12 protein-coding genes and 1 pseudogene are annotated in these 18,014 nt (G+C 41.0%); 5 read left to right on the plus strand and 8 right to left on the minus strand.

Annotation, left to right across the window (positions count from 1 at the left end):
* Positions 1 to 116 precede the first annotated feature (116 nt).
* Both der and hemA read right to left on the minus strand, forming a co-directional pair.
* The gene (gene der / locus ACJHV0_RS09155; RefSeq protein ID WP_112111141.1) at positions 117 to 1,640 is read right to left on the minus strand and encodes a ribosome biogenesis GTPase Der; all 1,524 of its coding nucleotides are present in this window, start codon (positions 1,638 to 1,640) and stop codon (positions 117 to 119) included.
* A gap of 155 nt (positions 1,641 to 1,795) precedes the next feature.
* Positions 1,796 to 3,103 (minus strand): glutamyl-tRNA reductase, encoded by a 1,308-nt coding sequence (gene hemA / locus ACJHV0_RS09160; RefSeq protein WP_025236246.1) that lies wholly within the window; start codon positions 3,101 to 3,103, stop codon positions 1,796 to 1,798.
* 259 nt (positions 3,104 to 3,362) lie between these two features.
* On the opposite strand from hemA, the gene relA reads away from it, so the two are divergent.
* Both relA and ispC read left to right on the plus strand, forming a co-directional pair.
* Positions 3,363 to 5,561 (plus strand): GTP diphosphokinase, encoded by a 2,199-nt coding sequence (gene relA / locus ACJHV0_RS09165; protein WP_334236232.1) that lies wholly within the window; start codon positions 3,363 to 3,365, stop codon positions 5,559 to 5,561.
* A 104-nt stretch (positions 5,562 to 5,665) separates the two neighbouring features.
* Positions 5,666 to 6,856: pseudogene (gene ispC / locus ACJHV0_RS09170) on the plus strand (1-deoxy-D-xylulose-5-phosphate reductoisomerase).
* Between the two features lie 55 nt (positions 6,857 to 6,911).
* Here the strand turns inward: ispC and nhaC are convergent.
* From nhaC to ACJHV0_RS09200, 6 genes are all read right to left on the minus strand, one after another.
* Entirely contained in the window at positions 6,912 to 8,294 is a 1,383-nt protein-coding gene (gene nhaC, locus ACJHV0_RS09175) for a Na+/H+ antiporter NhaC (protein WP_283385655.1), read from the minus strand.
* Between the two features lie 47 nt (positions 8,295 to 8,341).
* Entirely contained in the window at positions 8,342 to 9,934 is a 1,593-nt protein-coding gene (locus ACJHV0_RS09180; RefSeq protein WP_483134004.1) for an FAD-binding protein, read from the minus strand.
* Between the two features lie 58 nt (positions 9,935 to 9,992).
* Complete coding sequence (locus ACJHV0_RS09185; RefSeq protein WP_025236241.1) at positions 9,993 to 10,799, minus strand: ABC transporter ATP-binding protein; 807 nt, start codon at positions 10,797 to 10,799, stop codon at positions 9,993 to 9,995.
* Entirely contained in the window at positions 10,796 to 12,769 is a 1,974-nt protein-coding gene (locus ACJHV0_RS09190) for a dipeptide/oligopeptide/nickel ABC transporter permease/ATP-binding protein (protein WP_334229047.1), read from the minus strand. The genes ACJHV0_RS09185 and ACJHV0_RS09190 overlap by 4 nt, the downstream gene beginning before the upstream one ends.
* Positions 12,769 to 13,722 (minus strand): ABC transporter permease, encoded by a 954-nt coding sequence (locus ACJHV0_RS09195; protein ID WP_283385657.1) that lies wholly within the window; start codon positions 13,720 to 13,722, stop codon positions 12,769 to 12,771. The genes ACJHV0_RS09190 and ACJHV0_RS09195 overlap by 1 nt, the downstream gene beginning before the upstream one ends.
* A 207-nt stretch (positions 13,723 to 13,929) precedes the next feature.
* Positions 13,930 to 15,528, minus strand: a complete 1,599-nt coding sequence (locus ACJHV0_RS09200) for an ABC transporter substrate-binding protein (RefSeq protein WP_483134001.1) — start codon at positions 15,526 to 15,528, stop codon at positions 13,930 to 13,932.
* A gap of 224 nt (positions 15,529 to 15,752) precedes the next feature.
* Here ACJHV0_RS09200 and hemW point away from each other — a divergent pair, with 224 nt between their 5' ends.
* The 3 genes from hemW to gmhB all read left to right on the plus strand — a co-directional run bounded on the left by hemW (position 15,753) and on the right by gmhB (position 18,002).
* Positions 15,753 to 16,910 carry a radical SAM family heme chaperone HemW gene (hemW, locus tag ACJHV0_RS09205; RefSeq protein ID WP_483134002.1) on the plus strand — a complete coding sequence of 386 codons (1,158 nt, stop codon included), beginning with the start codon at positions 15,753 to 15,755 and terminating at the stop codon, positions 16,908 to 16,910.
* Positions 16,911 to 16,983: 73 nt separating this feature from the next.
* On the plus strand, positions 16,984 to 17,454 hold the full coding sequence (gene bcp / locus ACJHV0_RS09210) for a thioredoxin-dependent thiol peroxidase (protein WP_025236236.1): 471 nt from the start codon (positions 16,984 to 16,986) through the stop codon (positions 17,452 to 17,454).
* The gene (gmhB, locus tag ACJHV0_RS09215) at positions 17,454 to 18,002 is read left to right on the plus strand and encodes a D-glycero-beta-D-manno-heptose 1,7-bisphosphate 7-phosphatase (protein WP_483134003.1); all 549 of its coding nucleotides are present in this window, start codon (positions 17,454 to 17,456) and stop codon (positions 18,000 to 18,002) included. Before bcp ends, gmhB begins: the two co-directional genes overlap by 1 nt.
* The last annotated feature ends 12 nt before the right edge of the window (positions 18,003 to 18,014 follow it).

The raw sequence follows: 18,014 nt of genomic DNA on the forward strand, positions 1-18,014 counted from the left end.
TCAGGGAGAGGAAAGTGCAAAATTTTCATAAAAAATAACCGCTTGCCTCTCTCTGAAAAATGTTTCTGTACGAAACATTTTTCGGGTCTCTCTCCCAAAGGGCGAGAGAGCATAATTTATTTCTTACTTTTCTTAATAAACTTCATCAAACGTTTACGTTTACGCAGTTGGTTTGGCGTCAGTTTATTTTTCTTGCCCGCAAATGGGTTATTCCCTTCTTGGAATAAAATGCGAATTGGCGAGCCGATAATTTTCAAACTCTTACGGAAGTAATTGCTTAAATAGCGTTTGTAAGAATCCGCTAATTTTTCTACCTGATTGCCGTGAATTACAATAATCGGCGGATTATAACCACCCGGGTGAGCATATTTCAATTTCACTCGGCGACCGTTTACCAATGGAGGTTGGTGTTCATCTGCTGCCATACGCAAAATACGGGTCAGCATTGAGGTGGACGTTTTTTGGGTGGCACAAGCGTAAGCTTCTTTCACCGAATCAAACAAATTACCCACACCGGAACCGTGTAATGCAGAAATAAAGTGCACACGGGCAAAGTCGATAAAATCTAAACGGCGATCTAATTCTGATTTCACTTGATCTTTAATATCTTGCGATAAGCCGTCCCATTTGTTTACTACAATTACAAGTGAACGACCTGCATTTAAAATAAAGCCGAGTAGCGATAAATCCTGATCAGAAATCCCTTCACGAGCATCAATGGTTAAAAGCACCACATTGGCATCTTGAATGGCTTGTAAGGTTTTGATGACTGAGAATTTTTCAACCGCTAAATTGACCTTGCCACGTTTACGCACGCCGGCGGTGTCGATAATAGTATATTGCTGACCATCACGCTCCATTGGAATGTAGATAGAATCACGGGTTGTGCCAGGCATATCATACACTACCACACGTTCTTCGCCTAAGATACGGTTAGTGAGGGTTGATTTGCCTACGTTTGGTCTGCCGACAATCGCAATTTTGATGTTTTTATCTTCAATGGACTCTTCAGCATCTTCTTCCAATGCTTCATCTAATAATGCGGTATCTTCTTCATTGTCGAAGTCGAAATCAGTATCCCATTCGTCAGCTGCTTCATCATTTGCAAAATTTTCATCGTTTTCGACCGCTTGATCTGCATTTAGCTGTTCGCCAAGTGGAGCAAGCACTTGCTCGATAAGTTGTGTTACGCCACGCCCTTGAGCAGCCGCGATTTGTTCTACTTCGCCTAAACCGAGCTGATAAAACTCTGCACAGTGAGAGTCAGCATCAATACCGTCTGTTTTATTAGCAACCACCACAGTGGTTTTTTCACGTTGGCGTAAATATTGTGCGATGCCAATATCCGCAGGCAATAAGCCGGCACGAGCATCGACTAAGAAAAGCACTACATCAGCTTCTTCAATCGCGAGTAGCGATTGTTCTGCCATTTTTTCTTCCACACCTTCTTCTGTGCCATCAATACCGCCTGTGTCGATCACGATAAAATCATAGCCCGCAATATTGGCGTGTCCGTATTTACGATCGCGGGTTAAGCCTGGAAAGTCTGCTACTAACGCATCTCGGGTACGGGTTAAGCGGTTAAATAAGGTAGATTTACCTACATTTGGTCTGCCAACTAGGGCAACAACAGGAGTCATTTTTTATCCTCTAAATTCAGTGATTTGCAATGTGTTGCAAAAATTGGCTTATTATAGCGGAAATTTGAGGAAAGTTAAAATCAGAAGAAAGGATAAGAAATATAGATTGGCGTGGGGACGCACAACGTGCGTCCGAAATTTAACTTATAGGTAAATTATTCCTCCAACCTGAGAGCTTTAGAAAAACTTTGCAAGCCCGTTGAATTTCCACTTTTTGCCATAGATTGCAAGGCTTGGGTTGGAGCGTGGAGCAGTTGGTTTGTTAGTTTGTAACTTAATTCACTCAAAACACGTTGGCTATCTTGCCCTTGATTTATTGCTTGGAGAGCTTTCTCTAATAACTCTTGGCGGATTTGTTCCGCATCTTGGCGATAGCGTTTGATAAGATCACTTGACTGCTGCTGCTTTAACCACTCAAAGAAGGCTTTGCTTTCTTCTTTGACGATTTCAGCCGCTTGTTTCGCCGCTTCTTCTCGCTGAGCCATATTGCGTTGAATGATATTTTGTAAATCATCCACACTATAAGAATAAACCCCATCTAATTCGCCGGCTTTTTCATCAATATCACGAGGAACAGCAATATCAATGAGCAACAGTGGGTCAAATTGACGTTGTTTCTGAGCAAATTCAACCATCTCTTTTGTAATTAGCATATCGGGGCTACCGGTGGAACTAATGACTACATCCGCTTGGTTTAAGCCTAATTGCAATGCACTCAGTGAGAGAATTTGCATCGGGGCATTTAATTTTTCTGCCAACATTTCTGCTCGAATATGAGTACGGTTTGCTACCATAATATTTTTCGCACCGTGTTGAATTAAATAACGAGCTACTAATTCAATGGTTTCGCCCGCACCAACAAGCAAGAAGCGTAATTTGCCGAAATTATCGAAAATTTGGCGAGCTAAACCACAAGCAGCGTAGGCAACAGAAACTGCTTGGCTACCAATTTCGGTTTCAGAACGCACGCGTTTTGCCGTTGCAAAGGTACGTTGGAATAAGCGAGAGAGCTTTGTAGACATCGTTTTGCGATGTTGTTGGTAAAAATCTTCGCTATATTGATAAGCCTGTTTTACCTGTCCTAAAATTTGAGGTTCACCTAAAATGAGAGAATCTAAACCGCTTGCCACTTTCATTAAATGGTTAGCCGCTTCTAAATTTTGTTTGAAATAGAGGCATTCACGTAGTTCATTTTCATCAAGATGATGAATTTGAGCAAACCATTGGAAGCATTGTTCACGCCACTGAATATTTTCCTCGCTCTCTTCACGAGGAGAAATATTAGGCTGGTGGAAATAGAGTTCGGTGCGGTTACAGGTAGAAAGAATAACAACGCTTTCGGCTAATCCGCTTTCTTGAATTTGAGTAAGAGCGAGATCACGTTTGTCATCAACAAATGCGACTTTCTCTCTTAAACCCACAGAAGCGGTTTTATGATTAATCCCTAAAGCTAAAATTGTCATTGTTTCCCACAGAAAAGATAAAATTTAAAAATAAAAACGCAGTCATTTTAATCAAGAGAGAGATGTCGTGCAAATGATTGTGTTGATAGGTTTGATTTATCACAAGGTTGATACCTCTTAAGGAGTAATTTAAGTGGTAAGCTATACGCTAAATTTTTATAAAAAGGGTAAATTTTTTCTGAAATTAGACGTATAATTACACTCCATATCAAGCGATAACAAGCGGTCTGATTTTGACGAAAATTTACAAGGAGGCTTTATGGTAGCAATTCGTTATTCCCACCAACTTGATCCAAATAATTTTGAATTAGCAAGCTGGTGTGCGAGTCTGAATATGTCTCCTGTAACGAGTGAACGCATTCAACACGCTTGGGATTACGCTCAAGAAAAGCTTGATGCCGATTACAGTTTGATGTGGTATGGCATTGAGATGGTAGAAGTGTTACACGGCTTAAATATGGACGATGACAGTCTGGTTGCAGCACTTTTATTTCCGCTTGTGAAGCATAACATTATTGATCTTGTTCAATTAAAAGAAGATTTCAATAATCATATCAAAAACCTCGTGAAAGGCGTGCTGGAAATGGAAAATATCCGCCAGCTCTCTGCTCACAATGTATCTGATTTACAAATCGATAATATCCGCCGTATGTTGCTGGCAATGGTTGATGATTTCCGCTGTGTAGTTATCAAACTTGCCGAACGAATTGCTTATTTGCGTGATGGCAGCCATCACACGGAGGAAGATACGGTATTAGCTGCTAAAGAATGTTCCCACGTTTATGCTCCACTTGCCAACCGCTTAGGCATAGGGCAACTTAAATGGGAGCTGGAAGATTACTGCTTCCGCATTTTACACCCTGTCTCTTACACTCAAATAGCGAAGTTTGATTTAGGTGAACGCCGTGTGGATCGTGAACGCTATATTGCAAATTTTGTAGCAGATTTGACCGCTTGTTTAGCGGGTGAAATTGAGAATGTGCAGATTTATGGTCGTCCGAAACATATCTACAGCATTTGGAAAAAAATGCAGAAAAAGCGTCTGAGATTTAATCAGCTTTTTGATGTGCGAGCCGTACGCGTGATTGTGCCAACTTTAGAAGATTGCTACACGGCATTGGGCATTATTCATACTAAATATACCCACTTGCCGGAACATTTTGATGATTATATTGCTAACCCAAAACCTAACGGCTATCAATCATTACATACCGTTGTATTAGGTGAAGGCGATAAAACCATTGAGGTGCAAATTCGCACCCAAAAAATGCACGATGATGCGGAGCTTGGCGTGGCGGCTCACTGGAAATATAAAGAAGGAGCAACCGCAGGGCGTTCAGGCTACGAAGAAAAAATTGTGTGGCTACGGAAATTGCTTGAGTGGCAAAACGATCTTGCTGATTCCGGTGATATGGTGGCAGAAATGCGGACACAAATTTTTGATGACCGTGTTTATGTCTTTACGCCAAGAGGAGAGGTAATCGATCTGCCACAAAAAGCCACACCGCTGGATTTTGCTTACGCAATTCATAGTGAAATCGGGCATCGTTGTATTGGTGCAAAAGTAGCCGGGCGAATTGTGCCCTTTACTTACCATTTACAGATGGGCGATCAGGTTGAAATTATCACGCAAAAAGAGCCAAACCCAAGCAGAGATTGGCTCAATCCAAATGCTGGTTTCGTTAATACCGGCAAAGCTCGTTCAAAAATTATTGCGTGGTTTAAGAAATTAGATCGTGAAAAGAATATTCCGATTGGTAAAGAAGCTCTTGAAGCTGAAATGGAGAAATTTGGCTTCACGCTCAGACAAATTGAGGAATACGCACTGCCTCGCTATAATTTAAAACAATTTGATGATTTATACGCAGGTATTGGCGGCGGCGATATTCGTCTGCATCAATTAATGCACTATTTGCAATCAAAATTAATTAAACCAACGGCTGAACAAGAAGATGAGGCGGTACTAAAACAGGTTAATAAAAACAACAACCAACCAAAACCAAGTAAAGGTTATGTGGTTGTTGAGGGGGTAGGGAATTTAATGCACTCTATTGCTCGTTGTTGCCAGCCGATTCCGGGAGATGAAATTTTAGGCTATATCACGCAAGGACGGGGTATTTCTATTCATCGTGCGGATTGTGAGCAATTACACGAATTATTGAATGCAAATCCGGAACGTGTGGTGGAAGCAGATTGGGGGGAAGGTTATGTTTCAGGCTTGAGTTTGACTATTCGTGTGATTGCAAATGATAGAAATGGTTTATTACGAGATGTGAGTGCGATTATGGCGAATGAAAAAGTAAACGTGTTAGGCGTTTCGAGCCGAACGGATGTCAAACGAAGCCTTGCAACTATTGATATGGAAATTCAGCTCAATAATGTTGCGATTTTAAATAAATTATTAGCCAGAGTATCGCAATTAGATGATGTGATTGAGGCAAAACGACTTTCAAGTTAAATACAAGCGGTTGTTTTTGATAAAAAATTTGCAAATAAACGTGAAAATCAGTAGGGCAAATTGCAATTTGCCCCTACACGAGATGTTAGGAATTAAATATAAAAATGAAAAAATTAGTGGTTTTAGGCTCAACAGGTTCTATTGGTAAAAGCACCTTATCGGTAGTTGAGCATAATAAAGAACAGTACGAAATTTTTGCCTTAGTAGGCGGAAAAAATGTTGCGTTAATGATCGAGCAATGCCAACAATACAAGCCGATTTTTGCTGCAATGGACGATGAAAAAGCAGCTCAAGAATTGAAAACAGTATTAGCGAATTTAGGCATAAAAACCGAAGTATTAGCAGGGCAGAAAGCGATTTGTGATCTTTGTGCTCACGCTGATGTGGATATGGTAATGGCAGCAATTGTGGGGGCGGCAGGCTTATTACCAACGCTTTCTGCGGTGAAAGCAGGCAAGAGAGTGCTACTGGCGAACAAAGAATCTCTTGTTACTTGTGGGCAGATTTTTATTGATGAGGCTCGCAAATCCGGTGCGAAATTACTCCCTGTAGATAGTGAACACAATGCGATTTTCCAATCGCTACCGCCTGAAGCTCAAGAGAAAGTGGGCTTTTGCCCGCTTGCAGAATTAGGCGTAAGCAAAATTATTTTAACAGGATCGGGCGGTCCATTCCGTACTAAGCCATTAAATGAATTTGATGCGATTACACCTGCTCAAGCCGTTGCTCACCCAAATTGGTCGATGGGGAAAAAGATCTCGGTCGATTCTGCCACAATGATGAATAAAGGTTTGGAGTACATTGAAGCTCGTTGGCTGTTTAATGCAACGGCAGACGAGATGGAAATTATTATTCACCCACAACCAATCATTCACTGAATGGTACGGTATATTGATGGTTCGGTTATTGCTCAAATGGGAAATCCGGATATGTGTACCCCGATTGCTCACACAATGGCTTACCCCAACCGCATTAATGCTGGCGTGCCACCGCTCGATTTCTTTAAGCTCAAAGAGCTGACTTTTATTGAGCCTGATTTTGCTCGTTATCCGAACTTAAAATTAGCGATTGAGGCTTTTGCCGAAGGGCAATATGCAACTACGGCGATGAATGCGGCAAATGAAGTTGCCGTTGAGGCGTTTTTAAATGGGCAAATCCGCTTTACCGATATTGTAAATGTAAATCGAACAGTGGTGGAAAATATTGCTCCAATCCAAGTGAAAGAAATTGCAGATGTATTGCATATTGATAAACTCGCCAGAGAATTAGCAAAACAAGTGGTTCTCCAACTCTAATTAGAAAAAATGCCTACAAATTTGTAGGCATTTTTTTATCGCTTAGTTTTACATTTTAGTTTGCTTTTTTACTAATAGTTACCCCTGTAAATCCAAAAATTAAGGTGAGGATTAAACAGATATAACAGAAGAACGCATAAGGTAAATAGTCTAACACCGATACATTGAGTACGCTACTGATAAACACACCACACACACTCCAAGGCACTAATGGGTTGATTACCGTACCGGCATCTTCAATAGTGCGAGATAAATTTTTAAGATCTAAACCTAAACGCTCGTAAGTTGAACGGAAGGTATTTCCTGATAATAATAAACTTAAATATTGCTCGCCGATCAAGACGTTAATACCAACTGCGGTACTTGCCACCACAAAAGTAACACGTCCGGTGTTGGTTAAGAAGCCACTAATACCTTTTAGCAGGGCAGGTAAAATACCTAGAATTTGCAATAAACCGCCTAAACTTAAGGCTAATAGCACAATAGTAATGGTAAAGAACATACTATTAATTCCTCCACGAGAAACTAATGATGCTACTTCGCCTAAATCTACACCTTCAACGGGTTTATAGCCGGTAAAGAAATAATTGCCTAGTTGTTCAAGGGTTGGTGAACTGTGAATATAGGTAATAACCAGGGAGAGCATTACTGTAGTAACAATAATATAAATGGAATTAACACGCTTAATTGCCATTAAAATTAAGGTAACAAAAGGTAACAAAGAGTAGCCGTGTATTAATCCTGTTTCTTGTAAATTAGTTTTTAAACTCTCAATATTTGCTAAATTTTGAGCATCAGCCGGCTCAGTTAAAAACCAAAGGATAAGAGCTGTTAAAATCCACGCCGGAATAGTGGTATAAAGCATATTGCGGATATGAGCGAACATATCAATTCCTACAACAGAAGCTGCAATAGTTGTAGTGTCTGATAGTGGAGACGTTTTGTCGCCAAAAAATGCACCTGAAACAACCGCACCGGCTACAATAGCAGGGTTAGCCCCAAATGCTGAAGCCATACCGATAAAAGCAACGCCGATAGTTGCAGTCGTAGTTAAACTACTGCCTAAGGCGATACCTACCACAGAACTTAAGGCAAAAGCAGAGATGTAAAATAATTCAGGCGAAATCACACTTAAACCATAATACATTAAGGTAGGAATTGCCCCAGACATCATTAGGGCTGAAACTAATAATCCGATAAAAAAGAACAAGTAAACTGCACCGATACCGGACATCAGCCCATTTGCCATACCTTCTTGCATATTTTTAAACGGAATTTTATTAAGCAATCCGAAAAGTAACAGAATGACAATAACCGCTAAAATCGAAATTTGTGGCACCCAACCAAGCCCAATCATTGTAAAACCTAAGATAAAGACCGTTAAAAGAGAAAGTATGACTGCTGTCATCGGTTTTAATTTAAGTAGGTAGTTATTCATTTATACTCCTAATTTATTATTTTTTATGAAAAGTGAACTATTATAGACTAATTTTGTGCATCTAAGTAGTGTGCCCCCAAACTCTTCTCATTGAGCATATTATTTACCACTAATTGAGCGGTTTTTAGTGCATTGTAAACTTCAATGCCTTGATACTGAGCGTGATGGATTGGGTCAAATTGTTGTTCCAAACGATTTAATTCATCAAGCAGATGTTGAAGGTTACTTCGAGTGCGGTAAACATTAGCATATAATGCCATTTTTTCTCGAATAGAGGAAAGCACTTCACTGGCGGTTAGTTCAAGATTAGCATTTGAGTTAGCAAGCTGATTTAATGCTTTTTCTGCCATTACAAGCGGTGAAATTTCGGTGTTTTTTTGCAAATTAGCTTGTTCTAGTGAGCGAGAAATTTCCGCTACCGCACGTTTGGCAAATACCAAACCGCCGCCAACTGAATTTCCGCCCATACGGTTTGCACCTTCAATACAATGAGCAATTTCGCCGATTGCAAATAAGCCTTTCACCGAACTTTCACCCCATTGGTTGATTTGAATGCCACCGTTGCAGCTGTGAGCAAAAGGTTTAATCGCAATTCTATCTTTGACTAAATCAATTCCCACTTCATTTTTCAGCCAATTCAAATAAACGGTGTAAAATTCTTCTGTGTCTGCATAGAGTTTTGGGCTGTATTTGAGATAAATACCTTTTTCATTTGGATTTTCCAGCAAATGCTTCATCATCACTAAGTCAAATTCCACGCACTCAAAATCCAAACTGAAAGGAGCATAATGACTACGTTCCAACATCATTTTACTAAATTGCGTTTGGCTTAAATGAGGGAATAAATTATTGCCTTGCGAATCGGTAATTTCTGTTACATATTTCAACGTATGTTCGCCAAATAAGACTTTATATTTGGGCTCAACAAAAGCAGGAATAAATTGGATAAAAGCAAGATTGACTAAAGTCGCCCCGGCTTGCTTGGCAACAGAATGGAGTGAGCCTATTACATCAGCAGGGTAGAGGTTATCTTTATAAAGTCCGGCAATCCCGCCGGCAGCTAAAATAATATGATTGGTTTTGCAAAAAATATAAGAAATTTGACCGCTTGTAACGAGAGAAAATACTGCCCCTTGTACTTGATTATCGTCTGTTACGATATGTAAAAGGGTGGCATTTTCATAGAAAGGAATCTGCTGCTCTTGTAAAATTTGTTTTGCTCGTATGGCAGCCTCTCGCCAATCTTTAATTAAATAAATCGGGCGAGCATATTTAGCAAAGCAAGCCGGGCGGTTGTCGTTTCGTTTCCACGGTTTAAAGCCGATACGCTCTAATAACTCAATAGCTTTCGGTGAGTCTTCAATATAAGCTTGCACTACATTGGCGTTGATTTTGCCTTTGCCGATATGTTCAATATCTTCTCTAAAAAGAGCGTGGTCGGCTTCATCGCCTGTTACTTGAATACCTAATGTGGCTTTTAGCGGAAAATAACTTGCACCGGAACCAATGGTGGATTTGCTAATCAGCAACGGATTTAAGCCTTTGCTCTTTGCCTCAACAGCCGCAGAAAGCCCGGCAATGCCAGAGCCGACAATGAGTAAATCAGTATCTATTGTTTGGGTAATTTTGATCATAGAAATAAAAAACAAGCGGTAAAATTTTCAGCAAATTTTACCGCTTGTAGGACTAAAAGTACAATTACAATAATGATGGAGCTGCGTCTAACAGAATGCGGGTGTATTCATCTTGTGGGCTATCGAAGACTTGTGAGGCTTCGCCTTGCTCGATGATTTTACCGCCATTCATTACCACAATGCGGTCAGACACTTGACGAACAGTTTGCAAATCGTGAGAGATAAACACCATTGCAAGGTTTAACTCTTTTTTCAGATCGGCAAGTAAGTTCAGAACTTGAGCTCGAACAGATACATCCAGTGCGGAAGTCGGCTCATCTGCTACTATCAAATTTGGATTAAGAGCCAATGCACGAGCGATCGCCACACGTTGCTTTTGACCACCTGATAAACGAGTTGGCTCAACTAAGGCAGCAGAGCGAGGTAAACCTACACGGTTTAAGAGTTCGTAAACTCTTTTTTCACGCTCGTTTGGCTCTAATACATTGTGGATATCCATCGGATCTTTCAAGATATCCAGTACACGCATACGAGGGTTAAGGGCGGTTGCCGGATCTTGGAAGATAACCGATACTTGGCGACCAAACTGCTTACGGGCTTCAGCACTGCCATATTTCATCTGTAAGCCGTTGAATTTTACCGTACCTGAAGTTGGTTTTTGTAAGCCGATAATGACGCTTGCCAATGTTGATTTACCACAACCGGATTGCCCTACAATGCCGACTGTTTCACCAGCGTGAATATCTAAACTCACGCCATTTACCGCACGGAATTTTTTCGGGTTGAATAGTGTTCCATCGCGGGAGCGAAACTCGACAACAATATCTCTCAGCTCAATAATTGGCTGTTCTTTAATGGGCTTCATACTCATAGTTTAGCTCCCTGATTTTCTTCTAAGTGAGATGCCCAAACGTGTTGTGGGTGTTCTCCAGTTGGAACAAGTTTCAACTGTTGTTTCGGATTCGCATCAGGACGCAATGAGCGGCTGGCGAAACGGTCGCCGTCTGCAAAGTCAAACGGAGAAGGCACACTGCCCGGAATTTGATATAAGCGTTCTGCACGGCATTCGGTTGAAAGTACTGAACCTAATAAGCCTCGTGTATATTCGTGCGTTGGGTGCATTAGTAAGTCGCTGGTTGGCGATGCTTCTACTACTTGACCTGCATACATAACCGTGATGTGGTGAGCAATTTGAGCAACTAAGGCTAAATCGTGGCTCACAAACACCATTGCAAAGCCGAGTTTTTCACGCAATTCGTTAAGCAATTTAATTACTTCTGCCTGAACGGTTACGTCTAATGCAGTGGTTGGTTCATCCGCAATTAATAGTTTTGGTTCACGAGCCAATGCCATTGCAATTAACACACGCTGACGCTGACCACCTGAAAGCTCGTGTGGGTAACGGTTGAGTGTTTTTTCAGGATCAAGATGTACCCATTTGAGTAATGTCTCTGCCGATTGTTTACCACCACGACTGATCAACTGCTCCATTTGCTCACGAATACGCATTGATGGGTTTAAGGCACTTAATGCATCTTGATAAATCATCGAGATTTCGTGACCACGAAGATCGTTCAACTTGTCAGTTTTTAATAAATCGTGTTGATTGCCCGCACGGTCAGTAAACAAAATTTCCCCGGTGATTTTGGCTGTTTTTGGTAATAAGCCCATAATTGAGAAGGCAGAAATTGATTTACCACAACCAGATTCACCTACTAAGCCCATTGTTTCGCCTTCGTGTACGGTAAAGCTGATGTTATCTACCAATGGTGTTTCACCATAACGGTTCGGGAAACGGATAGATAAGTTTTTCACTTGCAAAATCGGTTTTGCATTTGGGTTAAGTTGCATACGGTCAGTACGTACGGTTTCTGCTTGGTTTAATTGTAATAAATAACGTTTTAATGCCAAACCTTCTGCCATTGCTTCTTGAACATCTGCTGAAAGCGGTTTTGACACATCGCTTTTCGCTGCTGTCGGGCTTTTCTTGGTTTTTGGATTTGCTAATGCATCAGTTAAACCTTCAGAAAGAATATTTAATGATAATACCGTTAAAAGTACACATAAGCCTGAGAATGTCGTTGCCCACCAGAAGCCGCTTAATACTAAGTTACGACCTTCAGATAAGATATTACCCCAAGATGGATGTGGCGGCTGAACCCCTGCACCTAAGAAAGAAAGTGATGCTTCAAGGATGATGGCATCAGCAACCATTACTGTTGCGAACACTAAAACAGGTGCTGCGGTATTACGCACAACGTGTTTTAATAAGATGTAAGTACGGCTACCACCAATTACACGCTCAGCACGCACGTAGTCTTCTTCCCATTGTGAAACCACGTTTGCACGTACCACACGAGCTAACTGTGGTGTGTAAACAATCGCAATTGTGAGGATAATAATCGGTGAAGAGTTGCCGAAAGTCGCTAATAATACAGCTGCAAGTGCGATGCCCGGGAATGCCATTAGAATATCCATTAGACGCATAATCACTTCATTGCCGAATTTATCAGCAGTTGCAGCTGTTGCACCTAAAATACTACCAAATACAATCGCACAAGCTACTGCACCTAAGCCGATAAAGAGTGAGGTTCTAGCTCCGTAAACAATACGAGAGAAAATATCACGTCCTAAACGGTCTGTACCGAACCAATATTCTGAACCCGGAGCCTGCACAGGGCGTAGGGTTTGTAGTGGATCATAAGGTGCAACCAATGGTGCGAAAATTGCCACAAGAGCCATAAAAATCAAGAAGATTAAGGCAATTTTGGAGGCGGTTGATAATGCTTTGAATCTTGCCCCGCCAGAAGCAAGTCTGTCTGCTAATCCTTGACGAAACATTATAGACTCCGAATTTTAGGGTTAATAATCAGATAAAGAATATCAACGATGATGTTTACTAACACGAAAGTCAATGCAATGGTTAGTACCACGCCTTGTACTAAGTTTAAGTCCACATTAGTAATTCCGTTGAAAATTAATTTACCCATTCCCGGTAAGTCGAAAATCTGTTCGATAACGACTGCACCACCCAGTAAGTAACCGACACGTAAGCCAAGAACAGTTACCGGTGTAATTAACGCATTACGCAATACATTACGGCGAATAACGGTTGAGTAAGGTACGCCGTTACCAATTGCCGTACGCACATAGTCTTTGTCCATCTCTTCAACCATTGCTGTACGTACCACACGAATGAGTGATGCACAAACTGGAATAGCTAATGCAAGCGATGGCAGAACCATTGAGATAGCCCACTCTTTCGGACTTTCACTAAATGGCACATAACCACCGGACGGTAACCAATCCAGTTCAAGTGAGAAGTATTGAATTAATAAAATACCGAGCCAGAAAGAAGGCGTTGCAACAGCTGCAACCGAGAACAGACGAATAATTTGGTCTGCTAAACGATCACGATGAAGAGCGGCAAATACCCCTAATGTGAATGAAATGATCGCAGCTAGAATCACACCAATAAAGGTTAATTGCAATGTGATAGGGAAAGCTTTAGCAATCATTGATGAAATCGGTAATTCAGGCGGTGTAGTTACCCCTAAATCTAACACGAGAAGGTTCCCGAGAAAACGGAAGTATTGAACCAATAACGGATCATTTAACCCACGTTGCTCACGCCATAAATGTTTAGCTTCATCACTGGCTGCATCACCTAATGCAACGGTTGCAGCATCGCCCGGCGTGAACTGTAAAATAATAAAAACTAATGCTGTTACCCCGATAATCATTACCGGCAGAGCCAATACACGGCGGAATAACAGGCGAAGTACAATTTCCATCTTTATCTCCGACTATAAAACATTAGTGGAAGGTTGAGTGCGAATACACTTAGTTGATTTGTTGTCAGTGCGTAAAACGCACTCTATGCTATATAGAAAACACGGAAAAACTTGGGAATAAATCGAAAGTTACAAGCGGTCGGTTTTGGTCGAACTTTTGCAAAAATTTCCCAAAAACCGACCGCTTGTTTAGCCGTGTATCAAGGCTTATTTACGTCCAACGCCTAAGAAAGACATACCTGTGGTTGGTAATGGTTGGAAGTCAGTTAATGCTTTATCATCCCACGCAGTTGGTAATTTACGATGGATTAGTGGGTAGAGCGGAACTTGTTCAGCGACAATGTTGAACACTTTAGCCCATTCTGCTTTTGCCTCATCGTGAGATTTCGCAGCCACTGCTGCATCCAAGAGTTTTTGCACTTCTGCATACTCTGGTGTATCAGACCAACGATAGCGGTTTTTCGCCCAACCGTCGCCACGATAGAACCAGCTTAGTAATAAGTCCACATCGTTACCGAATACAGAAGGGTCGCCCGGTGCTACAACAACTTTGAAGTTACCTGATGCGATAAATTCACCATATAACGCACTTGATTGTAAGTGGCGTAAAGTTACTTTCACACCCGGAATTGCATTCCAAGATTCAAGAATTAATGGTGCACATTCTTTTACCCAAGAAGTATCTGTTGCAAGCAATTCAAACTCTAATTTATCTACACCTGCTTCTTTTAATAATGCCGCAGCTTTTTCTTTATCGAAATCATACTGAGTTGCTGCTTTCACATAATCAGGGTGAGTTTCTTGTAAGTAAGATGTTGCTGCACGTGCATTACCTAAGAACACCACATCGATCATTTTTTGTGTATCTAACGCATAGTGGAAAGCTTGACGTACTTTCGGGTTGTTAAATGGTGCTTCAACACAGTTAAACATTAAGAATAGTAAGCCGAATGATTGAACAGACTCAACTGATTGTCTTTTTGATTTTAAGCGTTGAATATCAAGATATGGCACTGATTCAATTGCTTGAACACGTTTAGACTCTTGTGCAGTTACGCGAGCCGCATCATCTGATAAGAGCGACCAAATCATTTTCTCAGCTTTAGCAGGGTAGATACCGTTGTAGCCTGCGAATGCTTCAAACACGATCTTATCATCTTTAACTGCTGATACAAATTTGTATGGACCGGAACCTACAGGGTTTGCATCAAAGGTGCTTTCACCCACTGCTTCAACAACGTGTTTTGGTACAATTCTGATGATAGTTAAACGTTCGTTAAATAATGCAAACGGATATTTGAGTTTAAACTCAACGACTTTTTCATCAACCGCTTTCACACTTTCAATAAATGGTACGAAACCAGCGAACAGAGATTTGTTCTCCGGGTTTAATACACGTTCAAAAGAGAAAACAACGTCCGCACTTGTAACCGGTTTACCATCGTGGAATACCGCACCATCACGTAGTGTTACACGGTAGGTTACATCGTCCACTTTTTCTGGCATTTTTGCTGCTAAACCTAAGTATGGCTCGCGAGTGGCTGGGTGTAAGTCCACGAGTCCTTCAAAAATATGGAGATTTGCCGCCATTGGTGTTGCACCGGTGGTACGCAAGGGATCGAACCCTGTGGAAAGAGAGTAAGAAATACCTGCTTCAATCACAGAGCCTTTTGCAGGAGCTGTTGCCGCTGCTGCCGGTGCTGAGAATGTGCCTAATGTACTACTGAATGCAAAACCTGCACCCACACCAGCCATCAATTTCATAAAACCACGACGTGATTCGTTATGTTCAAATTGTTTTGTCATAGTAAGCTCCTTAAGGTCGCTATATTGGATAGTTTGTTTTTAATATGAAGTGAATTTATCAAAACATATTAATTTTTTGAAACGAAATCATCATATCATTAACAACAAAGTGGTAAAGCGGTAATTTTTGAATTTGTGATCTAGCTCACGAAAAAATATCTACTTCCCACTTTATTTGCTTTTCGTTATTATTTACGCCTCTTAAACACAACGAAATATTTAACGTGAAACTAATTTTACCGCCTTTAAGCCTTTATATCCATATCCCTTGGTGTGTGCAAAAATGCCCTTACTGCGATTTTAACTCCCACGCTCAAAAAGGGTTAATTCCTGAACAAGAATATATCGAACATCTCCTTGCAGATTTATCTCAAGATTTAACCGCTTACCAAGTGGCAATCGGCGACCGTAAATTGCACTCCATTTTTATTGGCGGAGGTACGCCAAGTCTTTTTTCAGCAGAAGGCATTGCTTATTTACTCAAAGAAGTAGAAAAGCGAATTCCTTTTGAATCGAATATTGAAATTACGCTGGAAGCTAATCCGGGAACAGCCGAAGCAGAGCGATTTTTAGGTTACGCACAAGGTGGCGTTACCCGCATTTCAATGGGTATTCAAAGTTTTGAGCCGGAAAAACTGCTCAAGCTTGGGCGTATTCACGATAGCCAAGAGGCAAAACAAGCGGTCATTTTCGCCCAAAATTCTGCAAAATCAGGCTTGAACAGTTTTAATATTGATTTAATGCACGGTTTACCAAACCAATCGGTAAAACAAGCGTTAAGTGATTTAGAACAGGGAATAGCTCTCAATCCACTTCATTTATCGTGGTATCAACTCACCATTGAGCCAAATACGATGTTTTACTACCGCAAACCTACCTTGCCCGATGATGATGAATTATGGGATATTTTTGAGCAGGGGCATCAACTTTTAACGGCGGCAGGCTATGAGCAATACGAAACCTCCGCCTATGCAAAAAAAGGTTTTCAGTGCCGACACAATTTGAATTATTGGCGATTTGGCGATTATTTGGCAATAGGCTGCGGGGCTCACGGTAAAATTTCTTACCCGACAGGCGAAATTTACCGCTTTAGTAAAACCAAACACCCAAAAGGTTATATGCGAGGAGAGTATCGTTATGGCCAAGATTTGATTGAGTTAGACGACCGCCCATTTGAATTTTTTATGAACCGCTTTAGATTGCTTGAAGCCACGCCAAAACAAGAGTTTGAATGGTTTACAGGATTAGATCGGGAAATCGTCCAACCAACAATGGATTGGGCGTTAAACCAAAATTATATTTCTGAAACCCCAACCCATTGGCAAATAACTCAACACGGCAAACTCTTCTTAAATGAATTGCTGGAAGGGTTTTTAGAATAATTTGCAAAAAAATACCCAGAATCGACCGCTTGTAGTAGAATACAAGCGGTTATTTTTTATGGAAAAATTACAAATGAATATCTTAAAAGTTGGCGATAAAGCTCCTCAATTTACCCTTCAAAATCAGGTTGATGAAGCGGTTTCACTTTCCCAATTTACGGGCAAAAAAGTGTTAGTTTATTTCTACCCCAAAGCCCTCACTCCTGGTTGTACTACACAGGCGTGTGGGTTGCGTGATAGCAAATCAGAACTTGATGAACTCAACGTAGTCGTGCTTGGAATTAGCCCTGATTTACCGAAAAAACTGGCTCAATTTGTCGAGAAAAAAGAGCTTAATTTCACTTTGTTATCAGACCCAGACCACCAAGTGGCAGAGGCTTTTGGTGTATGGGGCGAGAAAAAGTTTTTAGGCAAAACCTATGATGGCATTCATCGCATCAGTTTTTTAGTGAATGAACAAGGCGTGATTGAGCAGGTTTTTGATAAATTCAAAACAAGCGAACATCATCAAATGGTGGTCGATTTTATTAAAGGATCAAATTGATGGCTAAAAAAGCAATTTTTCTTGATCGTGATGGCACAATTAATATCGATCACGGCTATGTGTATAAAATTGATGATTTCCAGTTCATTGACGGTGTTGGCAAAGCGTTAAAGCAGCTTCAAGATAAAGGCTATTTGCTCGTGCTGGTTACCAATCAATCCGGCATTGCTCGGGGTTATTTCAGCGAAGAACAATTTATGCAGCTCACTGAGTGGATGGATTGGTCGCTCGATGAAGATTACGGCGTGGTGCTAGACGGCATTTACTACTGCCCGCATCATCCGGAGGGAAAAGGCGAATACCGTGAAGATTGCGACTGCCGCAAGCCAAAAGCAGGAATGTTTGAGCAAGCAATTAAAGATCTGAATATCGATCCTAGCCAATCTTATATGGTGGGCGATAAATTGGAAGACTTACTAGCAGCGGAAAATGCCGGCGTGAAAACCAAAGTATTGGTAAGAACAGGCAAAGCCATTACCGCAGAAGGTGAAGCAAAAGCAGATTTGGTGCTGGACAGCCTAGTGGATTTAGTTAGATACATTAAATAAGAAATAAAATGA

The organism is Mannheimia sp. (assembly GCF_056854775.1).

Excerpts from the sequence above, each read along its gene's own strand:
- ACJHV0_RS09185 (WP_025236241.1), bottom strand. The coding sequence starts at position 10,799 with ATGAGTATGAAGCCCATTAAAGAACAGCCAATTATTGAGCTGAGAGAT.
- nhaC (WP_283385655.1), bottom strand. The coding sequence starts at position 8,294 with ATGAATAACTACCTACTTAAATTAAAACCGATGACAGCAGTCATACTT.
- ACJHV0_RS09190 (WP_334229047.1), bottom strand. The coding sequence starts at position 12,769 with ATGTTTCGTCAAGGATTAGCAGACAGACTTGCTTCTGGCGGGGCAAGA.
- gmhB (WP_483134003.1), top strand. The coding sequence starts at position 17,454 with ATGGCTAAAAAAGCAATTTTTCTTGATCGTGATGGCACAATTAATATC.
- der (WP_112111141.1), bottom strand. The coding sequence starts at position 1,640 with ATGACTCCTGTTGTTGCCCTAGTTGGCAGACCAAATGTAGGTAAATCT.
- bcp (WP_025236236.1), top strand. The coding sequence starts at position 16,984 with ATGAATATCTTAAAAGTTGGCGATAAAGCTCCTCAATTTACCCTTCAA.
- relA (WP_334236232.1), top strand. The coding sequence starts at position 3,363 with ATGGTAGCAATTCGTTATTCCCACCAACTTGATCCAAATAATTTTGAA.
- ACJHV0_RS09195 (WP_283385657.1), bottom strand. The coding sequence starts at position 13,722 with ATGGAAATTGTACTTCGCCTGTTATTCCGCCGTGTATTGGCTCTGCCG.
- ACJHV0_RS09200 (WP_483134001.1), bottom strand. The coding sequence starts at position 15,528 with ATGACAAAACAATTTGAACATAACGAATCACGTCGTGGTTTTATGAAA.
- hemA (WP_025236246.1), bottom strand. The coding sequence starts at position 3,103 with ATGACAATTTTAGCTTTAGGGATTAATCATAAAACCGCTTCTGTGGGT.